An 18,361-nucleotide genomic window follows, 5' to 3' on the forward strand; every position below is an offset into this window, starting at 1 on the left:
CTGCGCTTCGCCATCCGTGAAGGTGGCCGCACCGTCGGCGCCGGCGTCGTGAGCAAGATCACCGAGTAATCGGTCGATACAGGTAAGCGTAACAGAGCGGCCCCGGAGGAAACTCCGGGGCCGCTTCTGCGTCTGCCGTCCCCCTCTACGGGAAAAGGTGGGCCGCGGAGCGGCTCGGATGGGGGCTCTGTCCGCATCATGAATGGCGAGAAGGCGCGCGCCCGCTGCCAGCCCCCATCCGGCAGGCGAGGCCTTCCTGATCGCCGGATGGGTGGTGCAGGGCGGTTAACGCCGCGCCCGGTTGGGGCATCCCCTTGCATGCAACCGGAAACGGGTCCCTACGTTCGGATCAGGAACGTTAGGAATTTGGTAACCATGCGACGCGCGCTTCGGATCGGCCTGTTCATCGGCACCCTGATCGGCATGTCGGCGTGCGCCACGGCGCCCGACGACGGGACCTCGCGCGGCGCCTATGGCTCCATCGACGCGGGGCAGAGGCGCTAGACGAAGGAAACCGTGGCGGAGCGCCGCAAGGCGCCCTATCATCACGCCCGCGGACGCCGACTGTCGCGCCGCGCCGGTCCTGCTTCCCCTAGATGTTAGCCATCGCCATCGTCGTCGTTCTGGCCCTCGTGGTGCTCAACGGCCTGTTCGCCATGACCGAGTTGGCGGTCGTATCGTCCCGAAAATCCAAACTGCAGAGCCGGGCCGAGCGCGGCGACCGCGGCGCCCGGGCGGCGCTGAAGCTGGCCGAGGACCCGACTCATTTCCTGTCGGCGGTCCAGGTAGGCATCACCCTGATCGGCATCGCCGCCGGCGCCTACGGCCAGGCCGCGATCGCAAGCGAGCTGAATCTCATCCTCGAGCGCGTCGTCCCGACGCTGGCCGCCTATACCGAAGTCTTCTCCACCGTCCTGGTCATCATCTTCATCACCTATGTGTCGGTGATCGTCGGCGAACTTGTGCCCAAGCGACTGGCGCTGATCTTCCCGGAAACGATCGCCTCCAAGATGGCGGCGCCGATCTCGACGGTGGCCGTCGTGCTGAAGCCGTTCGTGGTGGTGCTGACCGCCTCGACCTCGGCCATCCTCAAGCTGATGAACGTCAAGGACCGCGACGGCTCCGACGTGACCCAGGAAGAGGTCGAGACCATGATCGCCGAGGGTACGGCGTCCGGTCTGATCGAGCCCGAGGAGCAGGAGATGATCGAGGAGATCCTGCGTCTCGGCGACCGGCCCATCCGCGTGGCCATGACGCCCCGCCACGAGGTCTTCTGGATCGCCCTGGACGACACCGAGGAGACGCTGCGCAACGAGGTCCGCACCTGTCCGTATTCGCGCATCGTGGTGGCGCGGGAGAACGACGTCGATAATCCGCTGGGCGTGGTCCACAAGAAGGACCTGCTCGACAGCCTGCTCGACAACGGCGAGTTCAATGTCGAGAAATATGTCCAGACGCCCGCCTTCATCCCGCAGTCGACCTCGGTGCTGAAGGCGCTGGGAATCATGAAGGCGTCCCGCGTCCACATGGCCTTCCTGGTCGACGAGTTCGGGGCCTTCGAGGGCGTGGTCACGGCCACCGACCTGCTGGAGATGATCGCCGGCGATTTCGACGAGGGTCACGACGACACGGACGTCAACGTGCGCCAGCGCGAGGACGGCAGCTGGCTGGTCGACGGCCAGACCGACATCGACGAACTGGCGGACGCCCTGGGCGAGGATTTCGGCGAGGCCGAGGGCTTCCACACCATCGCCGGCCTGGTCCTGCACCAGCTGTCGCGCGTCCCGAACGAGGGCGAAATCCTGCAGCTGGGCCGGTTCGAGGTCGAGATCATCGACATGGACGACCGCCGTATCGACAAGCTGTTGTTCAAACAGGTGGTCAAGCCTGAGGACGAGGCCCGGGCCGTGGCCGAACAGTACGAGGATTAGGGCCCAAGCCGCTTGAAAACCCCGGCGCGGTGGGGCATACGCCCCGGTCTGGCGGAGGCGAACGCGCCTGGGGGGCGACCCTCCGGCGCGTTATAGTTTTGTCCGGACGCTAGGAGTGTAGCTCAGCTGGTAGAGCATCGGTCTCCAAAACCGAGGGTCGTGGGTTCGAGTCCCTCCACTCCTGCCACTTTCCACTGACGGCGCGGGTCCCCATCTGCACCGTCAGCAAGTTGAAACGAGATCTCAAGACCATGGCCAAGGCCAAGAGCCCCTCGGGGCGCCGCACACAGCCCGCCCAGCCGGTGATCGCCGGCAACGCCGTGGCGGCCGAAGCGACCGCGCCCAAGAAGCGCACCTCGATTCCCCAGTTCGCCAGCCAGGTGCGCGCCGAGCTGCGCAAGGTGGTGTGGCCGAGCCGCAAGGAGACCTGGATCACCTCGGTGATGGTGCTGATCATGGTGCTGATCGCCGCGATCTTCTTCTGGATCGTCGACTGGGCCCTCGCCAAGATCTCGCTCCTCATCCTCGCCATCGGCCAATAAGGAGACGCGCACATGACTGATGCCGCGCCCAAGCCCGCCGCCAATCCCCGGCACAAGTGGTACATCGTCCACGCCTATTCGAATTTCGAGAAGAAGGTCGCCCAGCACCTGACCGATCAGGCGCGCCAGCAGGGCCTCGAGGACTGTTTCTCCGAGATCCTGGTGCCGACCGAGGACGTCGTTGAAATCCGCCGCGGCCGGAAGGTGAACTCCGAGCGCAAATTCTTCCCCGGCTATGTGCTGGTGAAGATGGAGATGACCGACGACGCCTATCACCTGGTCAAGAACACGCCGAAGGTCACCGGCTTCCTCGGCGCCGCGGGCGGCACCAAGCCGCTGCCGGTCTCCGAGAAGGAAGTCCAGAACATCATCGGTCAGGTGGAGGAGGGCGTCGAACGTCCGAAGCCCACCATCCGCTTCGACATCGGCGAGACCGTCAAGGTCATCGACGGACCCTTCGCCAGCTTCGAGGGTCAGGTCGAGAGCGTCGACGAGGACAACGCCCGCCTGCGCGTGGCCGTGTCCATCTTCGGCCGCCCGACCCCGGTCGATCTGGAATACAATCAGGTCGAGAAGAACGCGGGCTGATCCTTCTCCCTCCCCCGAAGTGGGGAGGGTGGTCGCGCAGCGACCGGGTGGGGAACGCCAGTTCTGCACGGACGGCGCCCGGCTTCGCAATTCCCCACCCGGGCTCGGCTCCGCCTCGCCGTCCCTCCCCATGAAGGGGAGGGAGAGCGCGTTGCTTCGTCCCGCCGCTTCTGCTACACGCGCGCCTCGCTCTTAAGGGCGGTGCGGGTTCGCCCGCATAAATCCGTGGGAGGCAGCCATGCCAGACCACGGCTCACCGGTCCCGATTGAGTTCGGGGCCACAGTCAGGAGAGACCAATGGCCAAGAAGATTCTGGGCTATATCAAACTGCAGGTGCCGGCCGGCAACGCCACGCCGTCACCCCCGATCGGGCCCGCCCTCGGTCAACGCGGCGTCAACATCATGGGCTTCGTCAAGGAGTTCAACGCCCGCACCGAGAAGGAAGTCAAAGGCACGCCCCTGCCGACCGTGATCACGGTCTACCAGGACAAGAGCTTCACCTTCGTCACCAAGACCCCGCCCGCGACCCACTACATCAAGCAGGCCGCCGGGATCACCTCGGGCTCGAAAATGACCGGCCGTGAAGTGGCCGGCAAGATCAAGCGCAGCCAGCTGCGTGAGATCGCCGAGAAGAAGATGAAGGATCTGAACGCGAACGACCTGGACGCCGCGACCAAGATCATCGAAGGCTCGGCTCGCGCCATGGGCCTCAACGTCGTGGAGGGCTAAGCACATGGCCAAGCAAACCAAGCGCACCAAGGCCCGCACCGGCGACACCGTCGCCCTGATGGCGTTCAACGACGCCATCGCCGCGGTCAAATCCAACGCCACCGCCAAGTTCGACGAGTCGATCGAGATCGCCGTCAACCTGGGCGTCGATCCGCGTCACGCCGACCAGCAGGTCCGCGGCGTGGTCAACCTGCCGTCGGGTACGGGCCGTGACGTCCGCGTCGCCGTGTTCGCCAAGGACGCCAAGGCCGCTGAAGCCCTGGCCGCCGGCGCCGACATCGTGGGCGCCGAGGATCTGTACGAGAAGATCAACGGCGGCTTCATGGGCTTCGACCGCGTCATCGCGTCCCCGGACATGATGGCCCTGGTCGGCCGTCTGGGTAAGGTGCTGGGCCCGCGCGGCCTGATGCCCAACCCCAAGGTCGGCACCGTGACTCCGAACGTCGCGCAAGCGGTCAAGGACGCCAAGGGCGGCGCGGTCGAGTTCCGCGTCGAGAAGGCCGGCATCGCGCACGGCGGCATCGGCAAGGCCTCCTTCACCCAGGAAGCCCTCGAAGCCAACGTGAAGGCCTATGTGGACGCCCTGCAAAAGGCCCGTCCGTCCGGCGCCAAGGGCACCTACGTCAAGCGCATCACCCTGTCCTCGACCATGGGACCGGGCTTCAAGATCGACCCGGCGTCGCTGAACGTCTGATCGACCTGAGAGACTGAATGGAAGGGGCGGCGGCCGCAGGGTCGTCGCCCTTTTTCATGCGGGCGTTGCATCGTGACGCTTGTGCGCGCGGCCAAGGCGAACGAGGGTAGGCTGACCGGGGGAGGTGGAGCCTTGCGTATCGTCATCTTGCTGGCAGCCAGTCTGTGGCTGTCCGTCGCCTCGCCGTTGGCGGCCCAGGAGGCGTCGGCCCCTGACGCCCGCCGTCTGGCGCTGGCCGATCAGTATCTGGACCTGACCATGGGCGCCGGGATGCGCAAATTCATGGCCGGCTACTATGAGGATTTCTACGCCGAGGCGGGAATGCCGCCGGACCAGCGGGACTGGTGGACCCTGAACATGACCAGCGCCATGGACCGGGCCCTGGTCGCCTTGTCGGCCGAGCTCCGCGAGGATGTGGCGGAAATCTACGCCGCCGAGGAGCTCCAGGCCCTGATCGACCTGTACCGGTCGCCGATCGGACGGTCGATCGCGGAGAAGGACCTCCAGATGTCGATCCGTATGCAGGAGGCGATGGCGCCGCATATGGTGACGCTGACGACGGATCTGCTGACCAAATACTGCCAGCAGTTCGACTGTGAGGCGCTCGCGGACGAGGCGGCGAAGTCCGGGCAGTGATCGCGACCCGCGCGCCGGCTGGCTCTTGCAGAGAATCGTCAGACAACTGACGGAGTGAGTTGCGCCGGCCCGCGGCGCGTCGCGCCCGGAGTCCGCCTGACCGATGACCGCCCCGTCGATCCGCACCGAGCCGGCCGAGCGGCGTCAGGTCGCGGCCCTGCCGTGGCGGCGGGGGGCGAAGGGGCTTGAGATCCTGCTGGTCACCTCGCGCGAGACCCGGCGGTGGGTCACGCCCAAGGGCGGCCGGATGGCGGGGCGGACCGACGCCTGGTCGGCCGCCCAGGAGGCGCTGGAGGAAGCGGGCGTCGAAGGGGTGGTGAGCGAGGCGCCGATCGGGACCTTCCGCTATCTGAAGGTGCTGAAACGCCGTGCGCCGCGCTGGTGCGTGGTGGCGGTCCATGCCCTTGAGGTGCGGGTCGAACATCCGGTCTGGCAGGAGCAGGCCGAGCGGGAGCGCGTCTGGGTCAGCCGGGACGAGGCGGTCCGGCGGGTCGATGAGCCCGACCTCAAGGCGCTGATCGGCGCCTTCGAGCCCTAGGTCCTGACCGCCCGGGCCAGATAGCAGCCGCGCGGGGCGAAATGGATGTGGACCTGGTCCGTGGCCGGATGGTCGAACCAGGTCGCCAGCCGGTCATCCAGGGTCCGGCCGTCGATGACCTCGCCCTCGATCATCATGTTGCGGGCGTCATAGACGCGCAGCGACAAGGGGCGTTTGGCCAGCATCTCCGGCGCGGGGCCTTCCATGGCGCCGGCCTCGGCGGCGGCCTCGCGCACGAAAATCGGCCCCGAGGCGCGATAGGGCGAGCCGGGATCGGTCAGATGGGCATGGTTGACCAGCACCAGCCGCTCGCCGGCGTCCGCGTCACGCAGGCTGACGCGGCAGGGGGCGCGGCCCGGCTGGTCGGCGACCCAGCGGCGGGCGCCGACGGCGGCGAGCTCACGGTCGGACATGGAAAAGAACCGGGTGAACGGGGCCAGCGGCAGGGCTTCGATACGGTAGGTCATGGGGGTCTCCTTCGGTCGCGAAGGTGTGACGATCGGCGCGCGGCGTCTGGCGGCTTCCGGAGGTTGCGCCGGGACGCTCGGGACCCCACAACAGGGGCATGAACGCCCCCTTCAAGACCCCCGCCGATCCTCTGGACGCCCCGCTGTGGGACCTGTCCGACCTCTACGCCTCGCGCGAGGACGCCCGCATCGAGGCCGATCTGGCGCGGGCGCGGGCCCTGGTCGCCGAGCTCAACGCCCTGCAGGGCAAGCTGGTCGAGGCGCGCAGCGAGGCGCCGCTGCTGGGAGAACGGCTGGACCGGGCGGTTGCGCTATACGAGCAGGCCTCGGACGTTCTGGGCGGACTGGGGGCCTATGCCTTCCTTGCAGCCTCGACCGATCGCAATGACGCCGGGGCGCAGGGGTTCGAGGCGACGGTGCGCGAGAAGATGACGGCGATCGCCACCCCGACGGTCTGGGTGACGCTGGAAATCAACCAGCTGGAGGAAGGCGAGGTCGAGGCGGCGCTGACCGCCTGGCCGACGGCGGCGCGCTGGCGGCCGTGGCTGCGCCGGGTGCGGGCGATGAAGCCGCACGAACTGTCGAACGAATTGGAGACCTTCCTCGCCGAGCGCGGCCCCATCAACGCCCAGTGGCCGCGCCTGTTCGACGAGACGCTGGCGGCGATGAAGGCGAAGGCGGGCAAGGACGAGCTGACCCTGGCCGAGGCGCTGAACCGGTTGTCGGACCCCAAGGCGGCGCGGCGCAAGGCGGCGGCGGAGGGGCTGAACGAGGCGCTGGCCGCCCGGAGCCAGACCATGGCCCTGGTCCTGAACACGGTCACCGCCGACAAGGCGCTGGAGGACAAATGGCGGGGCTTCAAACGGCCCGCCGACGCGCGGCACCTGTCCAATGAGGTCGACGGCGAGTCGGTCGACGCCATGGCCGAGGCGGTGGCGGCGGCCTATCCGAAACTGTCGCACCGCTATTATGCGCTCAAGGCGAAGGCCATGGGCAAGGCGAAGCTGGACCAGTGGGACCGCAACGCCCCGATCGAGACGACGGCGCCGCGCGGCTATGACTGGGCGGCGGGCAAACAGCTGGTGCTGGAGAGTTTCGCCGACCTGGGGCCCGAGTTCGCCGACCGCGCCGGCGGCTTCTTCGACAGGCCGTGGATCGACGGCAAGGCTCGGCCCGGGAAACAGTCGGGGGCCTATGCCCATCCTGTGACCTCGGACCGGCATCCCTATGTGTTCCTCAACTGGATGGGCGAGCGGCGCGACGTGCTGACCCTGGCGCATGAGCTGGGCCATGGCGTGCACCAGACGCTGGCGGCGGGGCAGGGGTCCCTGCTGGCCGACACGCCCCTGACCCTGGCCGAAACCGCCTCGATCTTCGCCGAGGGGCTGACCTTCGACCGGCTGCTGGCCACGGCGCCGAAGGCCGAGCAGCGCGGCCTGCTGGCGGGGCGGATCGAGGACGGACTGAACACCGTGGTGCGCCAGATCGCCTTCCACCGGTTCGAGACGCGGTTCCACGACGAGCGGGCGGCGGGCGAGGTGTCGGTCGGGCGGATCGGCGAGCTCTGGATGGAGGAGATGGGGGCCGCGCTGGGCCCCGCGATCACCCTCAACCCCGGCTATGAGCACTGGTGGAGCTACGTCAGCCATTTCGTCCACTCGCCCTTCTACGTCTACGCCTATGCCTTCGGGGACCTGCTGGTGGCGGCGCTGATGGAGACCCGGGCGAAGGACCCGGCCGGGTTCACCCCGCTGTACCGCGCGCTGCTCGCGGGCGGCGGATCGCGCGGCTACGTCGAGGCCCTGGCGCCGTTCGGCCTGAACCCGCGCGACCCGGCCTTCTGGAGCATCGGCTGCCGGCGGCTGGAACGACTGATCGATCAGTTCGAGGCGGTGGCTTGAAAATGTAAGTACATTATTGTATGTACATGGAAGGCGGCGATGAAGTTTGACTGGGATGATGAGAAGGCTCGCACCAACCTGATCAAGCACGGCGTCGCGTTTGATGTGGCGATCAGGGTTTTTGACGATCCGGCAGCGATCAGCGGCTTTGATCGGGTGGTCGATGGTGAGGAGCGGTGGAGAACAATCGGACGGATCGACTTCACCACCATATTTTTCGTCGGGCACACATGGCTCGATGAAGATGGCGAAGTCTACGTACGCGTAATCACTGCCCGAAAGGCGAACAGGCATGAAATCCAGGGATATGAAGCCGGCGACGAGGGATATCTCGGCTGAATTGGCCGCTATCGACGCGATGACGGACAATCAGATCGACTACAGCGATGCGCCAGCCGTTACGGACTTCACTGGATGGCGACGGGGCGCTTTCTATCGCCCCGAAAAACAGGCCGTGACCATCCGGCTCGACGCCGATGTGGTGGCCTGGTTCAAGGGCAGCGAGCCGAAATACCAGACCGCCGTGAACCGCGTGCTGCGCGACTATATGCTCAGCCATCGCAAGTCGGCTTGAGCCTGAGCCACGGGTCGCTATAAAGCGCCCAACCGATTGATCTGAGTCCCGGACACACCCATGGCCGACCCGCACCACGCTCCCGACGCCCACGACGGCTATGTTCGCGGCTCGCAGGAGATCAGCGAACAGAACCAGACGTTCACGGCCTTCATGGGCCTGACCAAATGGGGATCGCTGATCATCGCGGCCCTGCTGATGTTCCTGGTTCTCTGGTTCCAGCCGGGCGGCAGCTTCGTCGGCGGCGCCATCGTGGCGTTCGTCATGCTGGTGGGGGGCTTCTTCTTCCTGAAGTCGGGCAAGAAGCACTGATTATCGGGCGCTAACGCTCGCGACGCGGTCTCTCGCTGCTTGAGCGCCCTTCGCGCGCCCACGCTTTGACGCGGCCTCTCCGAAAAGCCTAACGTCGGTCCGTCCAGTTATGACGGAGGGATTCGCTTGGCTGTCGCCATCGCCGTGACCCGCGAACGCCGAGACGGCGAGACGCGCTGCGCCGTCACCCCGGAAACGGTGAAGAAGCTCGTCGCCATGGGCGCGACCGTGACCGTCGAGGCCGGGACGGGCGCCGGCTCCTCCATTCCCGACGACGATTACGCCGCCGCCGGCGCGACCGTGGCCAAGGACACCAAGGCGGTGCTGTCCGGCGCCGACATCGTGCTGAAGGTGCGCGGGCCGACGGCGCAGGAGACCAGCGCGCTGAAGTCCGGCGCGATCGTCGTGGCCCTGCTGGATGCGTATCGCGAGAAGGAGACGGTGCAGGCGCTGGCCGGGGCTGGGGCCACATCATTCGCCATGGAGTTCGTTCCGCGCATCAGCCGGGCCCAGGTGATGGACGCCCTGTCGTCCCAGGCGAACCTCGCAGGCTACCGCGCCGTGATCGAGGCGGCGTACGCCTACGGCAAGGGCTTTCCGATGATGATGACGGCGGCGGGCACGGTCGCCCCGGCCAAGGTCTTCGTCATGGGCGTGGGCGTTGCGGGGCTGCAGGCCATCGCCACGGCGCGGCGGCTGGGGGCGGTGGTCACCGCCACCGACGTGCGGCCGGCGACCAAGGAGCAGGTGGAATCGCTGGGGGCCAAATTCCTCGCCGTCGAGGACGAGGAGTTCAAGAACGCCCAGACCGCCGGCGGCTACGCCAAGCCGATGAGCGCCGAGTACCAGGCCAAACAGGCGGCCCTGACCGGCGAGCACATCAAGAAGCAGGACATCGTCATCACCACGGCCCTGATCCCCGGCCGCGCGGCGCCGGTGCTGGTCAGCGCGGCCCAGGTGGCGACGATGAAGCCGGGCTCGGTGCTGATCGACCTGGCGGTCGAGGCCGGCGGCAATGTCGAGGGGGCCAGGGCCGGCGAGGTGGTGACCACGGCCAATGGCGTGTCGATCGTCGGCCATACCAACCTGCCGGGCCGGATCGCGGCCGACGCCTCGGCGCTGTACGCCAAGAACCTGGTCGCCTTCGTCGGGCTGATGATCAAGGACGGGGCGCTGGCGCTGGATATGGAGGACGAGATCCTCAAGGCGTCCGCGGTGACGCACGGCGGGGCCGTGGTGCATGAAGGAGTCAAAGGCTGATGGAACACGTCGATCCCACCATCTTCCGCCTGGCCATCTTCGTGCTGGCGATCTTCGTCGGCTACTATGTCGTCTGGTCCGTGACGCCGGCCCTGCACACGCCGCTGATGGCAGTGACCAACGCCATCTCCTCGGTGATCGTGGTCGGCGGTCTGATCGCGGCGGCGGCGTTCAGCGGCGACGCGGGGCCGAACGGCTGGATCGCCAAGGGGGCGGGCGTGGCGGCCGTGACCCTGGCCAGCGTCAACATCTTCGGCGGCTTCATGGTCACCCGGCGCATGCTGGCCATGTACCGCAAGAAGGAAAAGCCCAAGGCGGCGGAGGCGGCGAAGGCGTGATCCCGACGATCCTCCAACTCGCGGTCGGCGCGTCCTGGGTCGCCACGACGATCGGGGCCGGGCTGTGGCTGTGGAGCTGGCTGCGCGAGAGGGACGCCATCCGCAAGCTGCGCTTCCTCGACTGCGGCGTGGTGCTGATGTTCGCCTCGGTGCTGTTGCGGATCGTGGCGCAGGAGCGGTCGATGAGCGTGTGGGACTGGGCGATGATCTTTGTCGGGCCGTTGTTCATCGCCGCCGCCCTGTGGCGGCTGGCGCGCACGGCCCATACGCCGCCCGGCCGAACCGATTGAGGGAAGACTGACCGCATGAACGCATCCTTCGCGGCCCTGGCCTATCTGGTCTCCGGCGTCCTGTTCATCCTCAGCCTGCGCGGCCTGTCGAGCCCGGAGACGAGCCGGCGCGGCAACACCTTCGGCATGGTCGGCATGGCGCTGGCGGTCGGGGTGACGCTGGCGACCCTGTGGTCGACGGGGACGCTGGATCCGCTCACCCTGGCGCTGATCGCGGGCGGGGTGATCGTCGGCGGCGGGGCGGGGGCCCTGATCGCCGCCAAGGTGCAGATGACCCAGATGCCGCAGCTGGTCGCGGCCTTCCACTCGCTGGTCGGCATGGCCGCCTGTCTGGTCGCCATCGGCGCCGTCTATGCGCCCGAAAGCTTCGGCATCGCCACGGCCGCCGGCGGGATCAAGACCCTGTCGATCATCGAGCTCAGCCTCGGCGTCGCCATCGGCGCCGTGACCTTCACCGGCTCGGTCATCGCCTTCGCCAAGCTGGACGGGCGGATGAGCGGGGCGCCGATCATCCTGCCGGCGCGGCACCTGATCAACATCGCCCTGGCGCTGGCGCTGGTGCTGCTGATCGGGGTGATGATCGGTTCGGGCGGGACGGCGGTCTGGGCCTTCTGGGGCGTGTTCGTGATCGCCCTGATCCTCGGCGCGACCCTGATCATCCCCATCGGCGGGGCCGACATGCCGGTGGTGGTGTCGATGCTCAACTCCTACTCGGGCTGGGCCGCGGCGGCGCTGGGCTTCACACTCGAGAACATCGCCCTGATCATCACCGGGGCGCTGGTCGGCAGCTCGGGCGCGATCCTCAGCTACATCATGTGCAAGGGCATGAACCGCAGCTTCATCTCGGTCATCCTCGGCGGTTTCGGCGGCGACGGCGCCGCGGCCGGCGAGGGCCATGTCGAGACCCGGCCGGTCAAACAGGGCTCGGCCGAGGACGCCGCCTTCATCATGAAGAACGCCTCCAAGGTCATCATCGTCCCCGGCTACGGCATGGCCGTGGCGCAGGCCCAGCACGCGCTGCGCGAGATGGCCGACAAGCTGAAGGCGGAGGGGGTCGAGGTGAAATACGCCATCCACCCCGTCGCCGGCCGCATGCCCGGCCACATGAACGTCCTGCTGGCCGAGGCCAACGTCCCCTATGACGAGGTGTTCGAGCTGGAGGACATCAACTCGGAGTTCAGCTCCTGCGACGTGGCCTTCGTCATCGGCGCCAACGACGTCACCAACCCGGCCGCCAAGACCGACCCGCAGAGCCCGATCTACGGCATGCCGGTGCTGGACGTGGAGAAGGCGGGCACGGTGCTGTTCATCAAGCGCGGCATGGCGGCGGGCTATGCGGGCGTGGAGAACGAGCTGTTCTTCAGGGACAACACGATGATGCTGTTCGCCGATGCGAAGAAGATGGTCGAGGGGATCGTCAAGGCGCTGTGAGAGGGTCACGAGACCGTTCCTCAGACAGGGCGGCGCGTCAGCGCGCCCGGCGGAGCCGCTGGCTGTATGCTGGAGGTCTCATCGTCGCGATCGTGGGCGTCGCCCACGGCGGGCTTCAGTGGTGGGGCGACATCGCATGGTTCCGGCTGCAACTGGCCGAGCGGCCCGTGGTCTGGTGGGCCCTGCCGACCGCCCTGATCTTCTGGACCTTTGGCGCGTGTGCGGCCTGGGCCTTGGTCGCGGGCTTCGCGGCGGAGCATGAGCGCAAGGGTGATCGCCGCCGATGGTGGCTGGGCTTTCCCGGTGTGGCGATCGTGGCGGCGGTGTCTGTGGCGGGCAGCTATGTCGCGTCACGTCAAGGCATGGCGCTCTATGAAGACCGGGTCGCCGTCCGTTCGGAAATCCTGGCGCCGATCGAGATTGTGCCCGACAGCCGGATCGCAGGCCTTGCCGTCCGCTGTGACATGGTCCGCCGCCCGCGCAGCGTGCGGGCGAACGATCTGATAGACCGTCCGACCTTCCAACTCGTGCTCGACGACCATCGTCGCCTCCGGCTGGGCGGCGTACGCGGCGCGGGCATTGGGGATTTGTCCCAGTCGGACTGGCTGGTGGCCATGCGTGAGTTCGCGAGTTTCCCCCTCCGCGTCGAGAGCCGATCGTCCGAATGCGTGGATCGCGTTGTGGCGCGCTTTCCAGAGGCGGATCGGGCCTTTGTGCGCTCCCTGTTCAGCGTTTCCCCATGCCGCCGAGGGAGGTTACCGTCTGCCCGCCCGGCGGCTCGCGCGAGGCCTGCGTGATCGTGCCGGCCCGGCCCGGCCCGCCCGTCCCTCGCCCGGCGTTCTGAGCGGCGCGCAAGAGCCGGACCCGCCGATGTCGCCGTCCGGCACTTTGCAACATTGTGTCCGGCCCCGTGGAGGTCTCTCGCGCGTTCTCATCCGGAGCGCCGGCCCATCGCGGCCGAAGCGCCTGAAAGTCCACTCCCATGGTCAATAAGATTCTCGCCCCTGACGACCGCGCCCTCGAAGAAGAGAAGAACGCCGAACCCGTCATCCATCACGAACCGAAGGGCTTCTCCGACCGGTTCGCCTTCGGTTTCACCAAACTGCTGCGCGTCTGCGCCGACACCTTCTTCGCCAAGAAATACGGCCACCGGGCCATCGTGCTGGAGACCGTCGCCGCCGTGCCTGGCATGGTCGGGGCGACGCTGCAGCATCTGCGTTGCCTGCGCGAGATGCGCGACGACGAGGGCTGGATCCGCACCCTGATGGAGGAGGCGGAGAACGAGCGGATGCACCTGATGACCTTCATTGAGGTAGCCAAGCCGACGTATTTCGAACGGCTGGTGGTCCAGCTGGCCCAGGCGATCTTCTATCTCGGCTTCTTCCTGCTCTACCTGATCTCGTCGCGCACGGCGCACCGGGTGGTTGGCTATTTCGAGGAAGAGGCCGTCATCAGCTACACCCTGTATCTGAAGGAGATCGACGAAGGGCGGTCGCCCAATATTCCGGCGCCGGCCATCGCCATCCACTACTGGAAGCTGCCGAAGACCGCGACGCTGCGTGATGTGGTGCTGAAGGTCCGGGCCGATGAGGCGCACCACCGCGACGTCAACCACGGCTTCGCCAGCACTCTGGCCAAACTGCCGCCCAGCCCTGTACCGTCAGCCCCCTATCCGCCCCATGCCACGGAGCTGAGGGGCGCGGCCTGAGGGGAGGGCGCGATGGCCTATGAAGCCAAGACCAGGCCGACTGAAATCTCGGTGGCGGACTTCATCGCCGCCGTCGAGAACCCTAAGCGCCGCGCCGACGCCGAGGCCCTGTGCGCGCTGTTCGAGGCGATCAGCGGCGAGCCCCCGAAGATGTGGGGGCCGTCGATCATCGGCTTTGGCAGCTATCACTACCGCTACGCCAGCGGACATGAGGGCGATGCGCCCCGGCTCGGCTTCTCGCCACGCAAGGCCCAGACGGTCGTTTACGTCATGTCGGGGTTCAAGGGGCAGGAGGAGATGATCGCGCGCATCGGCAAGGTGAAGACCAGCGTGTCGTGCATGTACGTCAATCGGCTGGACCAGATCGACCTCGGCGTCCTGCGCGAAATGGCCGTGGCTTCCCTGGCGCAGATGCGTGAGCAGTATCCCGACTGATCAGCGCCACCGCTCCCCCGCCAGCAGGGCATGGTTGGCCGCATGGGTCCGCTCGTTGCGCCAGATCCGGGCCAGTTGTTTGCGGTCGAGGAAGGCGAGGGCGAGCAGGGACGCCAGGCCGAACAGCAGCGCTGCGAGCGCTCCAGCCAGCCTGAGGGCGCCGGCCAATAGCCAGACGGTGATCTGAAGCGCCCACGTCCCGAAGAAGACGAGCGCGAAGACGGCGCCGACCACCCACACGGCGAAGGCCATCAGGCCGCCATGCGGAAGTCTTCGGCCGGGGCGAAGGCCGGGCGGGCCTCGTCCCACAGGGCGTCCTCGTCGGCGTAGCGGGCGGACAGGCGGGCGTCGATGACGTCGATCACCTGTTCCTCCAGCCGGTCCCAGATCACGGCCAGATCACCGCAGCCGTCGGCCTCGCAAGGCACGATCAGATAGCGGCTGGCGGCGACGGCGGCGTGGGGGGCGAACGAGCGGGCCATGGGGTCTCTCCGGGAAGTGGGTCTCTGTTGAAACTCACCATGGAGCAGCGTTGCGTCAAAAACGGTCGTATGCCATCGTCAGGGCATGAGACAGGACAAGGCGGCCGTGGTGATCGAGCTGGCGCGGCGGATGGCCGCCAGCGCCGAGGGCCTGACCCTGGACGAGATGGCGCGCGAGAGCGGGGTCGGCCGGCGCACCGCCGAACGGATGCGGGACGCGGTGCTGGCCCTGTATCCCGCCGCCGAAGAGGTGTCGGACCCGCCCACCAAGCGATGGCGCATCCGCGGCGGCCTGTCGGCCTTTGAACAGGCCCCGACCGCGACGGAGCTGGTGGAACTGGCCAAGGCGGCGCAGGGCTTGCGGGCCGCCGGCGAGCCGGGCCGGGCGGCGGCGCTGGAGGGGCTGGAACGCAAGCTGAAGTCGGCCATGCGCTCGACCACGCTCAACCGACTGGCCCCCGATCTGGAGGCGCTGGTGCGGGCCGAGACCATCGCGGTCCAGGCCGGGCCGCGCCCGTCGGCCGACGAAGCGGTGCTGGCCGAGATCCGGCAGGCGATCCTGGCGGGGCGGCCGCTGGGCTTTATTTACAGCCGGCCGGGCGCTGAGGCCCGGCGGCGCAGCATGGCGCCGTGCGGGGTGATGTTCGGCCGCGCCAACTATCTGGTCGCCGCCGACCGGGACAGCGGGCGGGTCCAGACCTTCCGCCTCGACCGGATGAGCGCGGTGCGGGCCGAGGACGGCGTCGCCGCGCCGCCCGCCGACTTCGACCTGCAGGTCTTCGCCAGCCAGTCGTTCGGCATCTATCAGGACGAGATCGAGGATGTGGTCTTGCGGGTCACCCCCGAGGGCGCGTCCGAGGCGCGAGCCTGGCGCTGGCACCCGACCCAGACGGTCGAGGACGAGGCCGACGGCGGCGTCGTGGTGCGGTTCCGGGCCTCGGGCATGCGCGAACTGGCCTGGCATCTGTTCAGCTGGGGCGACCAGGTCCAGATCGTCGCGCCGGCGCGGCTGCGGGCGGTGATGGTCGCGGAGCTGGCCGCGGCGCAGCGGGCGGTTGAAACGGTCCTGCCCGGTTGAGGTGAATTCCACGGGCGACACCGGCTTCGAATTTTCCTATCCTGTCCGGGTTGGAATGCGGAGGGTTCATTGGCTTATGCATTGGCGGTCGGCGCGGGCGCGCTTGTCCTGAGCCTGGCGGCGCTGCCGCAGGTGGAACCGGCGCGGGTGTCGCACGACGAATTGCCGGCGGTTCTGGCCGCCTCGTGGTGGTGTTCGGTCGATGAGGTCAGCCCGAACGGCAAGACCGAGGTCTGCGACGGGGTCATTCGCTACAGCCTTGCCGGCAACGAGATTCACGGCCGGTCCTGCTCGGTCGTATCGCTCGACGAGGTCGCGGAGATCGGGGGCGTTGTCGAGATCCTGGCGCCGGGCGCGCTCGACGCCGACCGCGCCCTGTTGGGCGAGATCAATTCGCGCGCCCGGGCGGCCGGCGCCGACCGCATCAAGATCTGCGAGACGATCCGTTTCAAGCGTCGTCCCGACGGCGCGCTTTGCGCCCGGGCCTTCGAGCTTCAGCCCGACACGCGGTGGGTCCTGTCCAGCAATGGCCGGTGGGAGGACGATGCGGACATCGCCCTTCCCCGCGAGGACGTCGCCAGCCTGTCCCTGATGGTCGCCCGGCTCGGCCCGGAGGTGATCGCCCGCCTCCCGGCCGAGATACTGGATGAGCCCGATATCAAGGCGATGGCGGCGATCTTCGGGCCGGCGCTCGTTTGCGAGGGTTTTGCGAGGGCGGCGGACGGAACGCTGCAGTCTCTGCTCATCGGGGCGGGCGGAGGCGCGACCCTGTCGGGCGTCCTGGTTCCGATTTCCGGGCCCGATGCCGTACGGCTGGAGTCCGCGCCGATCGAATAGGGGGAACGGCGTCAGCCGCGGGCGCGGACTCGCCCCCGATCGGACCCAAGCCTGACCAAAGCTTAAGCTGACGCCGGCCATCGACCCGCGCTACGCCAAAGCGTCAGACAGGGAGGGGCCGATGCGTCCGATGTTGATCGCGGTCATGACCGCCATGGCGCTCACGGCGGGCGCTCCGACTGCTTCGGCGCGCCAGAGCGCCGCCACCGAAGACACCGCGCCCGCCCGGCCCGCCGTCACCGTCACCCGCGACGGGGACGCCTGGACCGCGGAGTTTGCGCTCGATCGCGACGCCCCGGTCTGGGCCTTCTTCCGCTCGGCCCTGATCCAGGAGTCGCGCCGGCCGTGGCGGCTGGATCAGTGGCGGGTCGTGACCCCCGGCGTGGTGCTGGAGCGGGCCGGGAACTACGACATCCTGCGCGCCGCCGACGGCGGGCCGGTCCCGCGCCGTGTCAGCATCGCCTTTACGCCGAGGTCGGAGAACCTCGAGGCCGACTATGCGTCTCTGTCCTTCACCGACGGATCGGTGGCCCTGCCCAGCGGCCAGTTCGACGTCTTTCCCCTGTCGTCGGTCGCCGAGGCCGCGGCGGCGCCCCAGGACCTCAATGGCTATCCGGTCGAAGCCGAGGCCGCGACCGTGACCTGGCGCGACCGGGCCGGTCCGGTGCTGTTCCGCGGCGCACGGGTGGCCGAGGCGACGGCGTCCGAGGCGGATACCTATGTGCTGTTCGGGCGGGCCGACATGGTCGAGACCCCGCGACTGGTCACGGTGACGGACCCGGCTCTGCCGGCCTGGGTCAGCAGCCGCATCCAGGACTTCGCCCCGCGCGTGGCCGATCTCTACACCGCCCGGCTGGGACCGGGTCAGACCGACCGGCCCACCGTCATGCTCAGCTGGGCGGGACCGACGGACGGCGTGACCTCCATGGGCGGCAGCGTCATGCCGGGGCTGATCGTCATGCGGTTCGAAGGAACCGGCGTGCTCGAGCCGACGGCGCGGGTGTCCAGTGCGGCGCGCTGGTTCATCGGCCATGAGAGCGCGCATTTCTGGCTCGGCCAGACCGTGCGCTACGAGCGTGCCCGCGACGCCTGGATCACCGAGGGCGGGGCCGATCTTATGGCCGTCCGGGCCCTGCAGGCGATCGACCCCGACTATGACGCGAAGGGGGAGTTGCAGCGGGAGGTCGACGACTGCGTGCGTCTGGCCGTCGCGCCGGTGACCGAGGCGGCGGAACGGGGCGAGCACCGCGCCTTCTACGCCTGCGGCGCGGTGTTCGCGATGGCGGCGGAGGCGGTGCAAGAGCGCGCGACGGGCGGCGACTGGTTCGACTTCCTCCGGCCGTTGATCGACGCCAGCCGGGCGGACGGGGTGCTGACGCGGGACGAGTGGCTGGAGGCGCTGGACGCGGTATCGGGCGACGGGTCGCTGCGGCGGGATATGGAGACCCTGCTGGATGTGGGGTCGCCCGAAGCCGGCGAGATCGTCGCCGGGCTGTTGGAACGCTCCGGGGTGACCGTGCGGCGCGAAGACGGTCGAGTGGTGCTCACGTAGAGACGAAAACAGAAAGGGCGGGCCCGTCGCCGGACCCG

General features: G+C 68.2%; 26 protein-coding genes and 1 tRNA gene. 24 read left to right on the forward strand and 3 right to left on the reverse strand.

Annotation, left to right across the window (positions count from 1 at the left end; all coding sequences use genetic code 11):
- The 10 genes from B2742_RS10015 to B2742_RS10060 form a co-directional block, all read left to right on the forward strand.
- Positions 1–69: hypothetical protein (locus B2742_RS10015; protein WP_292065646.1), on the forward strand; the 69-nt coding region annotated here is incomplete at its 5' end.
- 306 nt (positions 70–375) lie between these two features.
- Positions 376–504: a hypothetical protein gene (locus B2742_RS10020; protein WP_292065677.1), complete on the forward strand. Its 129-nt coding sequence runs from the start codon at positions 376–378 to the stop codon at positions 502–504.
- Positions 505–596: 92 nt separating this feature from the next.
- Positions 597–1,931, forward strand: coding sequence for a hemolysin family protein (locus B2742_RS10025; protein WP_292065679.1), 1,335 nt, complete (start codon positions 597–599; stop codon positions 1,929–1,931).
- Positions 1,932–2,042: 111 nt separating this feature from the next.
- A tRNA-Trp gene (locus B2742_RS10030) sits at positions 2,043–2,118 on the forward strand.
- 64 nt (positions 2,119–2,182) lie between these two features.
- Positions 2,183–2,473 carry a preprotein translocase subunit SecE gene (gene secE / locus B2742_RS10035; RefSeq protein ID WP_292065682.1) on the forward strand — a complete coding sequence of 97 codons (291 nt, stop codon included), beginning with the start codon at positions 2,183–2,185 and terminating at the stop codon, positions 2,471–2,473.
- A 12-nt stretch (positions 2,474–2,485) separates the two neighbouring features.
- Positions 2,486–3,061: a transcription termination/antitermination protein NusG gene (nusG, locus tag B2742_RS10040; RefSeq protein WP_292065683.1), complete on the forward strand. Its 576-nt coding sequence runs from the start codon at positions 2,486–2,488 to the stop codon at positions 3,059–3,061.
- A gap of 297 nt (positions 3,062–3,358) precedes the next feature.
- On the forward strand, positions 3,359–3,790 hold the full coding sequence (gene rplK, locus B2742_RS10045; protein ID WP_055829960.1) for a 50S ribosomal protein L11: 432 nt from the start codon (positions 3,359–3,361) through the stop codon (positions 3,788–3,790).
- 4 nt (positions 3,791–3,794) lie between these two features.
- Positions 3,795–4,484: a 50S ribosomal protein L1 gene (gene rplA, locus B2742_RS10050; RefSeq protein ID WP_292065684.1), complete on the forward strand. Its 690-nt coding sequence runs from the start codon at positions 3,795–3,797 to the stop codon at positions 4,482–4,484.
- A 132-nt stretch (positions 4,485–4,616) separates the two neighbouring features.
- On the forward strand, positions 4,617–5,120 hold the full coding sequence (locus tag B2742_RS10055) for a DUF2059 domain-containing protein (protein ID WP_292065685.1): 504 nt from the start codon (positions 4,617–4,619) through the stop codon (positions 5,118–5,120).
- Positions 5,121–5,223: 103 nt separating this feature from the next.
- Complete coding sequence (locus B2742_RS10060; RefSeq protein WP_292065686.1) at positions 5,224–5,658, forward strand: NUDIX hydrolase; 435 nt, start codon at positions 5,224–5,226, stop codon at positions 5,656–5,658.
- On the opposite strand, the gene B2742_RS10065 is transcribed toward B2742_RS10060, so the two are convergent.
- On the reverse strand, positions 5,655–6,125 hold the full coding sequence (locus B2742_RS10065) for a DUF1203 domain-containing protein (RefSeq protein ID WP_292065688.1): 471 nt from the start codon (positions 6,123–6,125) through the stop codon (positions 5,655–5,657). The two genes, B2742_RS10060 and B2742_RS10065, sit on opposite strands and share 4 nt — an antisense overlap.
- Before the next feature lie 98 nt (positions 6,126–6,223).
- On the opposite strand from B2742_RS10065, the gene B2742_RS10070 reads away from it, so the two are divergent.
- The 11 genes from B2742_RS10070 to B2742_RS10120 all read left to right on the forward strand — a co-directional run bounded on the left by B2742_RS10070 (position 6,224) and on the right by B2742_RS10120 (position 14,374).
- Positions 6,224–8,026: a M3 family oligoendopeptidase gene (locus B2742_RS10070; protein WP_292065690.1), complete on the forward strand. Its 1,803-nt coding sequence runs from the start codon at positions 6,224–6,226 to the stop codon at positions 8,024–8,026.
- A 39-nt stretch (positions 8,027–8,065) separates the two neighbouring features.
- The gene (locus B2742_RS10075) at positions 8,066–8,365 is read left to right on the forward strand and encodes a BrnT family toxin (protein ID WP_292065691.1); all 300 of its coding nucleotides are present in this window, start codon (positions 8,066–8,068) and stop codon (positions 8,363–8,365) included.
- Position 8,366: 1 nt separating this feature from the next.
- The gene (locus tag B2742_RS10080) at positions 8,367–8,600 is read left to right on the forward strand and encodes a BrnA antitoxin family protein (protein WP_292065693.1); all 234 of its coding nucleotides are present in this window, start codon (positions 8,367–8,369) and stop codon (positions 8,598–8,600) included.
- 60 nt (positions 8,601–8,660) lie between these two features.
- Complete coding sequence (locus B2742_RS10085; protein WP_292065696.1) at positions 8,661–8,912, forward strand: aa3-type cytochrome c oxidase subunit IV; 252 nt, start codon at positions 8,661–8,663, stop codon at positions 8,910–8,912.
- Between the two features lie 126 nt (positions 8,913–9,038).
- Complete coding sequence (locus B2742_RS10090) at positions 9,039–10,172, forward strand: Re/Si-specific NAD(P)(+) transhydrogenase subunit alpha (protein WP_292065699.1); 1,134 nt, start codon at positions 9,039–9,041, stop codon at positions 10,170–10,172.
- Positions 10,172–10,510 carry an NAD(P) transhydrogenase subunit alpha gene (locus tag B2742_RS10095; protein WP_284222331.1) on the forward strand — a complete coding sequence of 113 codons (339 nt, stop codon included), beginning with the start codon at positions 10,172–10,174 and terminating at the stop codon, positions 10,508–10,510. The genes B2742_RS10090 and B2742_RS10095 overlap by 1 nt, the downstream gene beginning before the upstream one ends.
- Positions 10,507–10,800, forward strand: coding sequence for a hypothetical protein (locus tag B2742_RS10100; RefSeq protein ID WP_292065703.1), 294 nt, complete (start codon positions 10,507–10,509; stop codon positions 10,798–10,800). The genes B2742_RS10095 and B2742_RS10100 overlap by 4 nt, the downstream gene beginning before the upstream one ends.
- 15 nt (positions 10,801–10,815) lie before the next feature.
- A complete protein-coding gene (locus tag B2742_RS10105) occupies positions 10,816–12,231 on the forward strand; it encodes an NAD(P)(+) transhydrogenase (Re/Si-specific) subunit beta (protein WP_292065707.1) in 1,416 nt (471 codons plus the stop codon).
- Positions 12,232–12,323: 92 nt separating this feature from the next.
- The gene (locus B2742_RS10110) at positions 12,324–13,028 is read left to right on the forward strand and encodes a hypothetical protein (RefSeq protein ID WP_292065710.1); all 705 of its coding nucleotides are present in this window, start codon (positions 12,324–12,326) and stop codon (positions 13,026–13,028) included.
- A 185-nt stretch (positions 13,029–13,213) separates the two neighbouring features.
- A complete protein-coding gene (locus tag B2742_RS10115) occupies positions 13,214–13,939 on the forward strand; it encodes an alternative oxidase (protein WP_292065712.1) in 726 nt (241 codons plus the stop codon).
- 12 nt (positions 13,940–13,951) lie between these two features.
- A complete protein-coding gene (locus B2742_RS10120; RefSeq protein ID WP_292065715.1) occupies positions 13,952–14,374 on the forward strand; it encodes a DUF1801 domain-containing protein in 423 nt (140 codons plus the stop codon).
- Here B2742_RS10120 and B2742_RS10125 read toward each other — a convergent pair whose 3' ends face one another.
- A complete protein-coding gene (locus tag B2742_RS10125) occupies positions 14,375–14,626 on the reverse strand; it encodes a hypothetical protein (protein WP_292065718.1) in 252 nt (83 codons plus the stop codon). It lies immediately after the preceding gene.
- Positions 14,626–14,856 (reverse strand): hypothetical protein, encoded by a 231-nt coding sequence (locus B2742_RS10130; protein WP_292065720.1) that lies wholly within the window; start codon positions 14,854–14,856, stop codon positions 14,626–14,628. Before B2742_RS10130 ends, B2742_RS10125 begins: the two co-directional genes overlap by 1 nt.
- An 85-nt stretch (positions 14,857–14,941) precedes the next feature.
- On the opposite strand from B2742_RS10130, the gene B2742_RS10135 reads away from it, so the two are divergent.
- The 3 genes from B2742_RS10135 (at position 14,942) to B2742_RS10145 (ending at position 18,323) form a co-directional block, all read left to right on the forward strand.
- Positions 14,942–15,934 carry a helix-turn-helix transcriptional regulator gene (locus tag B2742_RS10135; protein WP_292065723.1) on the forward strand — a complete coding sequence of 331 codons (993 nt, stop codon included), beginning with the start codon at positions 14,942–14,944 and terminating at the stop codon, positions 15,932–15,934.
- Between the two features lie 69 nt (positions 15,935–16,003).
- A complete protein-coding gene (locus B2742_RS10140; protein ID WP_292065725.1) occupies positions 16,004–16,771 on the forward strand; it encodes a hypothetical protein in 768 nt (255 codons plus the stop codon).
- 121 nt (positions 16,772–16,892) lie between these two features.
- Positions 16,893–18,323: a hypothetical protein gene (locus B2742_RS10145; RefSeq protein WP_292065728.1), complete on the forward strand. Its 1,431-nt coding sequence runs from the start codon at positions 16,893–16,895 to the stop codon at positions 18,321–18,323.
- Positions 18,324–18,361: the final 38 nt, after the last annotated feature.

Origin of the sequence: Brevundimonas sp. UBA7664 (genome assembly GCF_002483305.1) — a bacterium.
GTDB lineage: Bacteria > Pseudomonadota > Alphaproteobacteria > Caulobacterales > Caulobacteraceae > Brevundimonas.